Here is a 12,960-nt window from a genome sequence, read left to right as displayed (position 1 = left end):
TGCGACGGGTCTGACGCTCAGCCTTTGACCGCTCCGCTGGTCAGGCCCTGCACGATGTAGCGGCTCGCGAAGGCGAACAGGAACATGGTCGGGATGACCGCCAGAACGGAGGCGGCGGCCATCGGGCCCCATTCGATGTTGAAGCTCGAGATGAACCCGTTGAGCGCGGTCGGGATCGTCTTGTTGATGTCGGAGTTCATCAGCAGCACCGACAAGAACAGCTCGTTCCAGCAGTTGACGAAGTTGAAGATGAACGCCGCCAGGATGCCGGGAGTCATCACCGGGATGATCACCCGGATCAGGGCGGAGAGCCGCGAGCAGCCGTCCACCATCGCCGCCTCCTCGAGTGCGTCGGGGACGTTCTCGAAGAACCCGCGCAGCATGATGGTGCAGAACGGGATGCAGCCGGCGATGTAGAGGATGATCAGGCCGCCCTTGCGGTCGACCAGCCCGAGGTTGACCATCATCACGTAGAGCGGACCGAGCGCGATGAAGCCGGGGATCATCTGGGTGGCGAAGAACGCGAGCATGACCGCGCCCTTGCCCTGGAACTCGAACCGAGCCAGGACGTAGGCCGAGAGCAGGGCGATCGCCGTGCCGATCAGAGAAGCGACCAGACCGACGAACAGGCTGTTCGCGACGTAGACCCCGAACTGGGAGTTGGTGAAGAGCGAGACATAGTTCTCGGTGGTCCAGGTCTTCGGCAGGTATTGCAGCGGGAACGCGGCGATCGCCCCCGGTGGCTTGAACGAGGTGATCAGGATCCAATAGAGCGGGAACAGCGTGATCACGAGCCAGACGCCCAGGATCAGGGTCTTGATGACGATGGTGAGGGTGGACTGTCTGCTGAACATCAGCGGTCACCTCGCTTCAGCGCCATCAGATAGAAGGCCGTGAAGAGAGCCAGGATCGCCATCAGGATGAGGCCGAGCGCCGAGCCGAGGCCGTAGCTGCCGTTCTGGACGAACTGGATCATCCAGGTGGTGGCGATCTGGGTCTGGTTGGCCGGCCCGCCACCGGTCATGCCGAAGATCAGGTCGGGGAAGTTGAAGATCCAGATCACCCGCAGCATGATCGTCAGGGCGATCGTGTAGCGGATGAACGGGATCATGATGTGCCACAACGTCTTGATCTTGCCCGCACCGTCGATCGCCGCCGACTCGATCAGCTCGTCGGGCACCGACTGCAGTGCGGCCAGGATCATGATCGCGAAGAAGGTCACCCCGTACCACACGTTGGCAACGATCACCGCCGTCATGGCCAGGGTCGGGTCGGCCAACCACGGCAGGTTGGCGTCGATCAGACCGGCCCGGCGGAGCAGGTCGTTGATCACGCCGAACTCGCTGTTGAACATCCAGCGGAAGAGGATGCCGATCAGGAAGCCGGAGACGGCCCAGGGATAGAAGACCAGCGCCTGATAGACCCCACGGAAGCGGAATCGGCGCCGGAGCAACAAAGCGAGCGCGAAGCCGATGATGAACTGCGGGACGATGGAGCCGACCACCCAGACGAGGGAGTTGCGGAAGACGACGTAGAAGGTCGGATCGGCCAACAGGGTGCGGAAGTTGTTCAGCCCGACGAACGGGGTGTTGCGCAGGTCGTAGAGGTTCCAGTCGCGGAAGGCCATCTGGCCGCCCCGGAACAGCGGATAGTAGGTGAAGATCGCCACGAGGACGATCGCAGGCGACAGGAACGCCAACAGGCTCAGGCCGTGGCGGACCTTGAAGGTCCGCCGCGGCCTGCGCGTGGGGGGTGCCGGCCGTTCCACGGTCAGCGAGGTGGTCACGTCAGCTGTTCGCCCACTTCTCGGTCCAGTACGCGTCCCAGCCGGCGATCATCTTGGCCGGGTCCAGCTTGCCGATCAGGACCTGCTGCAATTCGGCATCGGCCTTGTTGCCCCACTCGGTGTTCCACGGCACGTTGCGTGGCTGCACCACCGGGAGCCAGGTGTTCGGGTCCTTGGTCATGGTGACGTACGAGGCCCACGGGCCGGTCTTGAAGAACTCGTCATCGGCTGCTTCCTTGCGGATCGGCACCAGGCTGTTCTCCTTGGCGAACGTGGTCGACGCGCCCTCGGACAGGAACGTGACGAGCTTGACAGCGGCTTCCTTGTTCTTGGACTTCTCCGCCACGCCCCAGCCGGCCGCCGCGATGGGCTGGACGGTCTTGCCGCCCGGACCCAGCAACATCGGTGTGGTGCTCCACTGCTCCTTGGTGATGGCCTTGGATGCGTTGATGGTGGCGATGACCTCGGGATCTTGCAGGAGGAACGCGGTTGACCCGTTGTTGAAGCCCTCCACCATCTCGGGGTAGCCCCAGGCCACCGACGACGGCGGCGACGCCTGCTTGAACAGCTTGAAGTAGGTCTCCTGGGCCGCGGTGGCCTCCTGGGCGGCGAAGATCGTCTTTCCGTCGGTGGTCTTGAAGGCGTTGGCCTTGTCGATCCGCGGTGCGCAATAGCTGCTGATGGCGGCGATCAGGTTGCCGGAGCCGCCCTTGCCGCCCCGGAACGCGTAGCCGAAACGGTTCTTGCTCGGGTCCTGGATCTTGCTCGCCTGCATCAGCAGCTCGTCCCAGGTCTTCGGCGGCGCGTCGAAGCCGGCTTCCTTGATCAAATCAGTGCGATAGAACGTCGTCAGGCCATAGAAGCCGTACGGAATGAAGTAGGTCTTGCCGGAGGCGTCCTTGGAGTACTGCTGCGCCTGGTCCGTCAGCTCGGCGAAGCCGGCCCACTTCTCCATGTCGGGCGTCATGTCGTAGATCCACCCGTTGTTGGAGAACGGACCCACGGTGGTGTCGCGGACTTCGAGTACGTCGACTCCGCTGCCGGCCTGCAGCATCTGCTGGATCTTGTTGTCCGCCTGGTCGGTCGGCGGTGAGATGAGCTGGACCTTGATCGTGGGGTTGGCCTTCTCGAAGTCAGCCAACATCTTCTTGATCACTTCGGTTCGGGCCGGGTTGGTCAGGCTCTCCACCATCTGGAGGGTGACCGTGCCGCCTTCCGCGCCGGTGTTTGTTTCGCCGGTGCTGCAGCTGACTCCGGCGAGGGCGGTGGCGGAGGTGACGCCGGCCGCGGCGAGGAACTGTCTACGGTTCATTGAACCTTCTTCTCTCTTGGGCAACGAATGCACTGCGCATCCTGTCTGCATTGGGGGTTCTTGTCCAGCATTTGCGAGCCAGCATTGTGCGTCTGGTTTGACGGTGCGTCCCCAGGCACGACCGCCGGTGGAGCGTCATCCACAGCGGCGCGTGTTGCTGAATGCGGCTGAGCCGCGCGGGGGAGGGTCGGGCTCATGACGAGACGTCGACGACCATCGATGAGCGCGGTGGCGCAGTTCCTGCGGCGGCGCCGCGGCGCCGGCCGGTCCGGGTGTCTTGATCATGAACTCCCATGACGGCGGCGCACGACTCAGCGGGTGCTGCTGCACGGCGTGATCTCCGGGTCGTCTGGCTGGCCGCCGCTGCGTGGGCGTCGACCTGGGCGGGAACAGCGGGCAAAGCGTGGCCGGTCGGGCTGCTTCTCCTCGTCGTCGTGATGGCCGTCGGGTTCGCCGGGCTGCGCCGGTCGATGGCTGTCGGCGTGCTGGCCCTCGTGCTGGCGTGCGGCCTCGGCGTCGCACTGCTTCATGCCCATCGGGTGAGCACCGGCCCGGTCGCCGATCTCGCCGACCGAGAGGCGATCGTCACTATCGAGCTGACCACCCGCACCGACCCGCAGGTCACGCCGGCCGACGGTCTGCGCCCGGCGTATGCCCTGTTGAGGGCCCGGGCGGGGACGGTGGATGGACGCGGTGCCGGCTGGCGGGTCCGGTCGCCGGTGCTGGTCACGGTCAGCGGGTCCCAGCTCGACCTGTGGCATCGCGTCCCGGTCGGGACCACGCTGCGGACGACGGCGCGGTTGGCGGTCCCGGACGCCGGGTCAGATGTGTCCGCCGTGGTTCGGGTCCGCGGTCCCACCGAGGTCGTCGCTGTACCGGGAGCGGCCCTGCGGGCTGTGGAGCAGGTCCGAGCGGGTCTGCGCGCCGCGGTCGCCGGACGTCCAGCCGAACAACGTGCCTTGGTTCCGGCGCTGGTCCTGGGTGACACCGCGGCGATGACCGATTCGATCACTGCGGACTTCCAGTCCACCGGGCTGACCCATCTGACTGCGGTGTCCGGGGCGAATCTGACGCTGCTGCTGGCGTTCATGCTGGCCGCGTCGCGATGGGTGGGAATCCGCGGCCGCTGGCTCCGGTTGGTCGGTCTTCTGGGCGTTGCGATCTTCGTGCTGCTGTGTCGCACCGAGCCAAGCGTCCTGCGGGCCGCTGCGATGGGCCTCGTGGCCCTCGCCGCGCTCGGCGCGGGTGGTCGGCGCAAGGGGCTGCAGAACCTCAGCGTCGCGATGCTCGCCTTGCTGCTGGCGGATCCATACCTCAGCCGTTCCCTGGGCTTCACGCTGTCCGTCCTGGCCAGCGCGGGCATCGTCTGGTGGTCTCGAGAGTGGACCGACCGGCTGCACCGCTGGCTGCCGCGGCTGGTCGCGGAGTCGATAGCGGTTCCGCTCGCCGCACACCTGGCCACGCTCGCCGTGGTCGCCGGCATCTCCGGGAGGGTGAGCGTGGTCGGCGTCGTCACGAACGCAGTGGCTGGTCCGTTCGTGGGTCCAGCGACGGTGCTCGGGTTCGCCGCGGCCGGACTCTCGGTCGTCAGCCCCACCCTGGCCGCGGTGGCGGGGTTCGGAGCCGCCTGGTCGGCGCAGGTCATCTTGTGGGTGGCCCATCTGGGCGCCCTGTTGCCGGGTGCGTCCTGGCCCTGGCCGACGACGCCGGCGGCGCTCGTGCTGCTGCAGGTGGCCGCGATCGCACTGGGGCTGCTGATGCGACACGTCCTCAGCCGGCGACTGCCGGCCATCGCTCTCGCGGCGGTGATGGTCGCCGGCTTCCTGCGTGCCCCGACCCAGCCGGGATGGCCGCCGCCGGACTGGGTCCTGGTGGCGTGTGACGTCGGCCAGGGCGACGGGTTGGTGGTCCGGGCGGGGGAGCGCCAGGCGGTCGTTGTTGACGTCGGACCAGATCCGGGTGCCATCCGGCGTTGTCTGGACCAGCTCCGCGTCACCGCCGTGCCGGTGATCGTGCTCACGCACTTCCACGCCGACCACGTCGACGGGCTGCGTGGGGTGCTCGACGAGCACCTCAGCGAGGTGTGGGTCAGCCCGCTGGCGTCACCGCAGGACGAGATGGCCGACGTCGAAGCGGCGGCTCGAGACCGTCAGCTGCCGATACGCACGCCGGCGATCGGGGAACGCGGCACGGTCGGGGACGTCTTCTTCGAGGTGCTGGGTCCGCAGGGTCGCGTCGGCCCGGCCGAGCCGGCGGATGCGGGGGTGGAGTCATCGGTTGAGAACGATGCCAGTCTGGTGCTGCGGGTCACCGTCCACGGCGTCCGGATCCTGCTGACCGGCGACGTGGAGCCCGACGGGCAGGCGTCCATCCGCGCGTCGGGGGTAGACCTGCGCGCGGAGGTGCTGAAGCTCCCGCACCACGGCTCGGCCCGACAGGACCCCGCCTTCTTCGCCGCGACCCAGGCATCCCTCGCGATCGCCAGCGCTGGTCTGGACAACAGCTACGGTCATCCGGCTCCGCGGACGCTCCGGCTCGTCGCCTCGCTGGGCATGACAGTGCTCCGCACCGATCTTCAGGGGTCGGTGGCCGTCACCGTCAACGACGGCCGGCTGGCCGCGGTGGCTCAGCGATGACGGTTCGCGATAGCGCGACCCAGTCGTAGTGCCACGCCGACGCGGGCCGGGTCGGCGAGGACGGGGTCGAACGCGACCTCGGCGGCCCCGACGGTCAGCAGGGCGGAGCCGAGCCGGGCGCGGGCGATCGACACGTCGCGGCTGACCGCGGCGAAGCCGCTGCGGCTCACCGCGTCCGTCAGCCGGTCGGCGGCGGCGCTGTACAGCGATCCCAGGAAGCCGCCGAGGACGATGGCCTCCGGGTCGAAGGCGTGCACGAAGTTGCTCAGCGCGACCCCGAGCCAGTCCACCTGCCGGTGCACCTCCGCCGCCACGTCAGGATCGGTCGACCCGGCCAACAACCGGTCGAAGTCGTCGGCGGAGCCTCCGTCCGCACCGAGGAGAGACAGCAGGGGTTGGCGGGCGACCTCGGTCTCCAGGCACCCGGTCCGGCCGCAGTCGCACAGCGAGCCGCCCGAGTTGACGACGGTGTGTCCGAGCTCGCCGCCGTACCCGTGGGCTCCGCGCAGCGGTCGTCCGCCGACGAGTACGCCGCCGCCGATGCCGCTGGCACTGCCGTTGAGATAGACCAGGTCGGCCAGGCCGCGACCGCTGCCGTATCGGCTCTCGGCGACCGTACCGGCGAAGGCGTCGTTGACCACGACCACGTCTGCTCCGAACGCCGCTGCGAAGGGACCGGCGACGGGCGCGTCGCGCCAGCCCAGGTGCGGGGCGAAGCTGACGGTGCCGTCCACGGTCCTGACCAGACCCGGCACAGCCACGCCGACGCCGACGAGGCGGACGCCGAGGTCATCGCCGCGGACCCAGTCGTCGACGATGCTTCGGACCAGGTCGACCGTCGCCGCAACCGTCGGGACGGTGGTGGTCGGGTGTCGCTCGGAACGGTGGACCGTGCCGCCCAGCCCGACCAGGCCCACAGTGACGGCATCGACGTCGGGGTTGACGGTGAGCGCCGCCACGCGGGTCTGCGGATGGACGGTGGGGCTCGGGCGACCCACCGTGCCGCTGCTCGCGGCCGGTTCGGTCTCGTACGCCGCGCCCAGCGCTGTCAGCTCACCGACCAGGGCGGCGATGGTCGACCGGTTGAGTCCGGTGCGTCGGGTCAGCTCGGCGCGGCTCAGCGGCCCCTCGCGGTGCAACAGGGTCAGCGTCCGGGCGAGGTTGCGTCCACGAACGCCGTCGGGTGCAGCGGTTGACTCGCCCATGTCGCGGAACCTCCTCTCCCTCGGGGTGACGAACGCCTCGTCCGGCCACCGAGGCGATCCTAGGCGAGGGTGCCATTGACGGACGGTACGGCCATCGAATAAGTTGTGGTCACCAACATTTCCCGACAATGACGACGGAGCGTGCAGCATGACAGTCACCCCCACTCGCGAGGACAAGTTCTCTTTCGGTCTATGGACCATTGGCTGGGTCGGGCAGGACCAGTTCGGCGCACCGAGCCGCGCCGACCTTGACGTGGTGGAAGCCGTCGAGAAGCTGTCCGAGCTCGGCGCGTACGGCCTGACCTTCCACGACAACGACCTGTTCCCGATCGAAGCCACCGAGGCTGAGCGCACGGCGCAGATCGAACGGCTGCAGAAGGTGCTGGCCGACACCGGCATCGTCGTCCCGATGATCACCACCAACCTGTTCAGCCACCCGGTGTTCAAAGACGGCGGCTTCACCTCCAATGACCGCGCCGTCCGCCGGTATTCGATCCGCAAGGTCCTGCGCAACGTCGATCTGGCCGCGGAGCTCGGCGCGAAGACGTTTGTCATGTGGGGTGGTCGCGAAGGCAGCGAATACGACGCCGCCAAGGACGTCCGGTCCGCGCTCGAGCGTTATCGCGAGGCAGTCAACCTGCTCGCCGACTATGTGGTGGACAAGGGCTATGACCTGCGGTTCGCCATCGAGCCGAAGCCCAACGAGCCGCGTGGCGACATTCTGCTGCCGACGCTGGGTCATGCGATGTCGTTCATCGAGACCCTGGAGCGTCCCGAGATGTTCGGCATCAACCCCGAGGTAGGCCATGAGCAGATGGCTGGGTTGAACTTCACCCATGGGATCGCCCAGGCCCTCTACGCCGGCAAGCTGTTCCACATCGACCTGAACGGTCAGCGCAGCATCAAGTTCGACCAGGACCTGGTCTTCGGTCACGGCGACCTGCAGAACGCGTTCTCCCTGGTTGATCTGCTCGAGAACGGCGGCCCCGACGGCGGACCGGCGTACGACGGCCCGCGTCACTTCGACTACAAGCCCAGCCGCACCGAGGACTACGAGGGCGTGTGGGAGTCGGCTAAGGCCAACATGCGGATGTACCTGCTCCTCAAGGAGCGGGCTGCTGCCTTCCGGGCCGACCCGGAGGTGCAGGACGCACTCGCCGCAGCGCGCGTCGCCGAGCTGTCTGTGCCGACGCTCAACCCGGGGGAGGGCTACGAAGCACTGCTGGCTGACACGTCGGCGTATGAGGACTTCGACATCGACGCGTACTTCAACGGCTTGGGCTTCGGCTTCGTCCGGCTGCAGCAGCTGGCTCTCGAGCACCTGATGGGCGCCCGCTGAGTTTAGGGACGCGGGAGGCCGCGTCTGACCCTTCATGCTGGGCTCGAGCCATTTCGGCTCGAGCCCAGTTTGCTGAGGTAGAGATGGAGAGTCTCTCTAGGATTTGCGGCAGAAAAAGTATTATCGGGAATAAGTCTGGTCAGGGTCTGGCGCTTCTGGCAGAGTGACCGTGCAAGCGGTTCCTCGCGTCAGCGGAACCCGTCCCCCCAGGAGTCGAGATGTCCCGATCTGCGTTCCGAACTGCCCGTGGCCTGATTACGCTCCTGGTGGCCGTCTTATTGACGATGCTGGCCCTGCCTGCGGTGGCCGTGCCGACCGTGCCGCCTAACGCCCCCACGAGGACCGGTAGCAATACCGACCTGACCATGGCTGGAACGGGTGCCGGACAGCCTGTCAGCGGCGGGATCGCCCCGGCCGGCAGCGGTTTCGATCCCCTCGACGGCTATCCCGGTTCGGTCCCGTCCGGCTTCGAGCCGCTCAATGAGTCATTCGCGGGCATCATCAGAGGTGAGTCGGTTGAGACCGGAAACCTGCTGAACATGTATTGCATCGACATCCGGACATTGACTTACGACGGGCTGGGATACGAGAACGGGACGTGGGACGAGTCGAACGTTCCGAATGTGGGCTATATCGCCCGAATCCTGTCCGAGTACTACCCGAACACCGGTGAGCCCGCTGGCGCAACAGACGTCAACCTTCGGGCTGCCGCCGTTCAGGCGGCCATCTGGTTCTTCAGCGACAGCTATGTGTTGCAGCCGACGGATCCCGCCTACCCGTTCACCTCGACGATCGTCACCGACGTCCTGGCGGAAGGGCCACTGCCGGAGCCAAGCCCGCCGAATTTGACCATCGAGCCTGAAAGCGACACGGGACCAGCTGGCAGCGTCCTCGGCCCGTACACGGTCACCTCGGACGCCGAAGGTCAGGATGTCGAGATCACCGTCAGCGCCACCGGCGGCACCATGTACGAAGATGCCGAGGGGGAGATCCCGATCGCGGACGGCCAGACCGTCGGCAGCGGGGCCCGCATCTGGCTGCGTCCGGACGACCGGGAAGCCGGTGGCACAGTCACCCTGACCGCCCGGGGCGTTGCGACGGTGCCGAGCGGCAACGTCTATCTCTATGATGGCCGCACTCCCGACGTCAACGACGCGCAGCGCCTGATCCTGGCTCAAGACGCCGAGATCTCCGCGCAGGTGAGCGCGACGGGGGAATTCTTCCAGGCCTCGTCGTTGGTGGTGACGAAGACGATTGCTGGTTCGGCGGCTGGTGATCAGGGGGCTGTGGTTATTCGGGTGGAGTGTGACAACGGGTTGGAGCAGGACATCGAGATTGCGGCGGGTGCGCCGGCGGGTGATTCGGCGACCACGATTGAGGATCTGCCGGTGGGGACGGAGTGCACGGTGACGGAGCCGACTGATGGTGGGTCTGCTTCGGTGACGGTGACGACGTCGATTGAGGGCAGTCCGGTCACGATCGCGGCCGATGAGATTGCTCAGGTCACGGTGACGAACACCTATGAGACTGCGGTGTCGTCGTTGCGGGTGACGAAGACGATTGCTGGTCCTGCTGCTGGTGATCAGGGTGCGGTGACGGTCCGGGTCAGCTGTGACAACGGGCTGGAGCAGGACATCGAGATCGAGGCGGGTGCGCCGGCGGGTGATTCGGCGACGACGATTGAGGATCTGCCGGTGGGGACGGAGTGCACGGTGACGGAGCCGACTGATGGTGGGTCTGCTTCGGTGACGGTGACGACGTCGATTGAGGGTAGTCCGGTGACGATCGGAGCTGATGAGGCTGCGGAGGTCGGGGTCACCAATACGTATGAGACGGCGGTGTCGTCGTTGGTGGTGACGAAGACGATTGCTGGTTCGGCGGCTGGTGATCAGGGGGCTGTGGTTATTCGGGTGGAGTGTGACAACGGGTTGGAGCAGGACATCGAGATTGCGGCGGGTGCGCCGGCGGGTGATTCGGCGACGACGATTGAGGATCTGCCGGTGGGGACGGAGTGCACGGTGACGGAGCCGACTGATGGTGGGTCTGCTTCGGTGACGGTGACGACGTCGATTGAGGGTAGTCCGGTGACGATCGGAGCTGATGAGGCTGCGGAGGTCGGGGTCACCAATACCTACGAGAAGGTTCCGGCACCCGACGACGGTGGCGAGGATGACGGTGGCAAGGACGACGGCGGCAAGGACCAGCCGTCGTGGCGCGGCGACGGCAACGACCAGCAGGCATCGGGCTCGCTGGCCAACACGGGGGCCTCGGACGCACTGACCTTCCTGCCGATCGTCGGTGGACTGCTGGTCATCGCCGGCGCCGCCGCGCTGCTGGTCCACCGTCGGACTCGGCAGAGCCGGTAGCCCAGCTTCCGGGTCGTCGCCGGTGACCCACGGGTCGCCGGCGACGACACGCCGGACCGCTCGCCGGGTCGGCCGCAGTCAGGGCCGCCTGGCATGCTTGCGTCGTGGCTGCGAAGAACAACCCCTTCGGACAGGTGACCCTGGTCAGTGGACCGGAGACCCTGCTGGCTGATCGTGCCGTGACCACGCTGCTCGGCCGAGTCCGCGCGGTCGACGCCGGCGTTGAAGTCTCCGAGGTGGACGCAGCCCGGCTGGACGCGGGCAAGCTGGCCGAGATCACCAACGCCTCACTGTTCTCCACCCTGCGGGCCGCGGTGCTGCGTGACCTCGCCAACCTCCCAGCGGAGCTGGTCGACGATGTCGTCGCGCTGGCCGCCGAGCCGCAGCCCGACCTGGCCGTCGTGCTGGTGCACGGTGGCGGTGTCAAGGGCAAGGCGCTGCTGGACAAGCTCAAGAAGCTCAAGGTCACCGTGGTCGACTGCCCGACCACGAAGACCTGGGAGCTGCCGCAGTTCGTCTCGGCCGAAGCGCGACGGCTCAAGGGCACCATCGACACCGAGGCTGCACAGTTCCTGGTCGATGCGGTCGGTCACGACCTGCGTTCCCTGGCGTCAGCGGTCAGCCAGCTGCTCGCCGACAGCGAGGACCACCAGATCTCTGTCGATCTCGTCCGCCGATATTTCGGCGGCCGGTCGGAGGTGACCAGCTTCGCCGTCGCCGACGCCGCACTCGCCGGCCGGACCGGGGTGGCGATGGAGCAGCTTCGCTGGGCCACCTCCACCGGGGTGGCGCCGGTGCTGATCACCAGCGCCCTGGCGTCCGGGCTGCGCGGGCTGGGCAAGCTGATCACCGCCGGCGGAGGTCTGCGGGAGGCCGACCTGGCGCGCGAGGTGGGCGTACCGCCGTGGAAGCTGAAGTCCATGCGCAGCCAGGCCCGCGGCTGGGACGCGGCCGGGATCGCGCACGCGCTCAAGGCCGTCGCCGTCGCCGACGCCGAGGTCAAGGGTGCCGCCGACGACGCGGAGTTCGCCTTGGAGCGTGCCGTACTGGCAGTGGCGACGGCCCGTACGGCCTAGCTCGGCTGCCGGGCCGGCGGCGAAGGCTGCGCCGGGAGCCGCACCGTGGCCTGGACCGGCAGGTGATCCGACCCGTACTGGCCGTCGACGGTGGCCGTGTTCACCCGGCAGTCGTCGACGGTGATGTCAGGGCTGACCAGGATCCAGTCGATCCGAGGACCCCTCGGCGGCGGCGGTTGGTAGTTGTTGAAGGTGGGCTGTTCCGGGCCGGGCGCGGCGGCCACGGCGAAGACGTCGGCCAGGGTGGCGGTGAGCCGGCGGTGGACGGCTGACTGGTACGCCCCGGTGTTGAAGTCGCCGGTCAGAACGACCGGCCGGCCGTCGGCGTGCCGAGTGAGATAGTCCAGCAGCAGGTCGGCGGAGTGCCGCCGGGCCTGCAGGCTCCAGTAGTCCAGGTGGGTGTTGACCAGCAGCATCTCGGTGCCGTCTCGCCGGTCGGTCAGCGAGACCGCGGTGAGGATCCGCGGATGCCGGCCCCAGCTGATCGAACCCGGCTGGGAGGGGGTGGTCGAAAGCCACTCCTGGTCCACGTCCGTCACCTCGAGCCGGTCGGTGTCCACGAAGACGGCACAGTGCTCGTCGTCCCCGGACGCACCACGACCAGTCCCGACCCAGCTGTACGAGTCAGGTAGCCCCGCCAGCAGGTCGTCCAGCTGGCCTCGGAGGCCCTCCTGGGTGCCCAGCAGAGCGGGGGACGCGTCCGCCACGGTTTCGATCAGCACCGGTCGCCGCTGCGACCAGGGGTGCTCGTCGTGCTCATTGGCGAAGCGGAGGTTGTAGGTCATGATCGACAGCGGCGGGCCGGAAGTCATGACCCCACCCTCGCACGGGTCCCGGTCGGTCCTTCGACCACTTCCACAACGCAGAACGTCCCGATCACCACGGTGATCGGGACGAAATGCGGACCCGCGGCGGGTTACGCCGGCTCGGTCGAGGCTGCAGGCCGAGCGGTCAGCTCAGTTTTGCAGCCTGGGCAGCGATCGCGGATTTGCGGTTCGCTGCCTGGTTCTTGTGGATGACGCCCTTCGACGCGGCCTTGTCCAGCGCGCGCGTGGCGACATGGGCCAGCGTCTGCGCCTTGGTGGCGTCGCCGGACTCGGCGGCCTCGCGGAATCGACGGATGGTCGTCCGCAGGGCCGACTTGTCAGCCTTGTTGCGCTGACGAGCCTTCTCGTTGGTCTTGATCCGCTTGATCTGGGACTTGATATTCGCCACTGGGCAAGCCTCTGAAACTCTCGGT

The 12,960-nt window shown here is 67.5% G+C and carries 10 protein-coding genes; 4 read left to right on the top strand and 6 right to left on the bottom strand.

Features of this window, described 5'->3' with window-relative positions:
- Positions 1 to 17: 17 nt before the first annotated feature.
- From AC1XX3_RS00230 to AC1XX3_RS00220, 3 genes are read right to left on the bottom strand one after another with little or no spacing between them, the layout of a single operon-like run.
- Entirely contained in the window at positions 18 to 854 is an 837-nt protein-coding gene (locus AC1XX3_RS00230) for a carbohydrate ABC transporter permease (protein ID WP_483319064.1), read from the bottom strand.
- On the bottom strand, positions 854 to 1,786 hold the full coding sequence (locus AC1XX3_RS00225) for a carbohydrate ABC transporter permease (RefSeq protein ID WP_483319063.1): 933 nt from the start codon (positions 1,784 to 1,786) through the stop codon (positions 854 to 856). Before AC1XX3_RS00225 ends, AC1XX3_RS00230 begins: the two co-directional genes overlap by 1 nt.
- Position 1,787: 1 nt before the next feature.
- Entirely contained in the window at positions 1,788 to 3,098 is a 1,311-nt protein-coding gene (locus AC1XX3_RS00220; protein WP_483319062.1) for an ABC transporter substrate-binding protein, read from the bottom strand.
- Between the two features lie 293 nt (positions 3,099 to 3,391).
- Here AC1XX3_RS00220 and AC1XX3_RS00215 point away from each other — a divergent pair, with 293 nt between their 5' ends.
- The gene (locus tag AC1XX3_RS00215) at positions 3,392 to 5,734 is read left to right on the top strand and encodes a ComEC/Rec2 family competence protein (protein WP_483319061.1); all 2,343 of its coding nucleotides are present in this window, start codon (positions 3,392 to 3,394) and stop codon (positions 5,732 to 5,734) included.
- Here AC1XX3_RS00215 and AC1XX3_RS00210 read toward each other — a convergent pair.
- Complete coding sequence (locus tag AC1XX3_RS00210) at positions 5,725 to 6,939, bottom strand: ROK family protein (RefSeq protein ID WP_483319060.1); 1,215 nt, start codon at positions 6,937 to 6,939, stop codon at positions 5,725 to 5,727. The two genes, AC1XX3_RS00215 and AC1XX3_RS00210, sit on opposite strands and share 10 nt — an antisense overlap.
- 148 nt (positions 6,940 to 7,087) lie before the next feature.
- Here AC1XX3_RS00210 and xylA point away from each other — a divergent pair, with 148 nt between their 5' ends.
- The 3 genes from xylA (at position 7,088) to holA (ending at position 11,720) form a co-directional block, all read left to right on the top strand.
- The gene (gene xylA / locus AC1XX3_RS00205; RefSeq protein WP_483319059.1) at positions 7,088 to 8,278 is read left to right on the top strand and encodes a xylose isomerase; all 1,191 of its coding nucleotides are present in this window, start codon (positions 7,088 to 7,090) and stop codon (positions 8,276 to 8,278) included.
- Between the two features lie 218 nt (positions 8,279 to 8,496).
- On the top strand, positions 8,497 to 10,644 hold the full coding sequence (locus AC1XX3_RS00200) for a DUF5979 domain-containing protein (RefSeq protein ID WP_483319058.1): 2,148 nt from the start codon (positions 8,497 to 8,499) through the stop codon (positions 10,642 to 10,644).
- A gap of 104 nt (positions 10,645 to 10,748) precedes the next feature.
- Positions 10,749 to 11,720 carry a DNA polymerase III subunit delta gene (holA, locus tag AC1XX3_RS00195; RefSeq protein ID WP_483319057.1) on the top strand — a complete coding sequence of 324 codons (972 nt, stop codon included), beginning with the start codon at positions 10,749 to 10,751 and terminating at the stop codon, positions 11,718 to 11,720.
- Here holA and AC1XX3_RS00190 read toward each other — a convergent pair.
- Both AC1XX3_RS00190 and rpsT read right to left on the bottom strand, forming a co-directional pair.
- Positions 11,717 to 12,532: an endonuclease/exonuclease/phosphatase family protein gene (locus tag AC1XX3_RS00190; protein ID WP_483319056.1), complete on the bottom strand. Its 816-nt coding sequence runs from the start codon at positions 12,530 to 12,532 to the stop codon at positions 11,717 to 11,719. The two genes, holA and AC1XX3_RS00190, sit on opposite strands and share 4 nt — an antisense overlap.
- 139 nt (positions 12,533 to 12,671) lie before the next feature.
- Positions 12,672 to 12,935, bottom strand: a complete 264-nt coding sequence (gene rpsT / locus AC1XX3_RS00185) for a 30S ribosomal protein S20 (RefSeq protein WP_483319055.1) — start codon at positions 12,933 to 12,935, stop codon at positions 12,672 to 12,674.
- Between the last annotated feature and the right edge of the window lie 25 nt (positions 12,936 to 12,960).

It is taken from the genome of Microlunatus sp. M237 (assembly GCF_056896895.1).
Note: the sequence above shows the minus strand (reverse complement) of the source record. Positions and strands in the feature narration are given on the sequence as shown.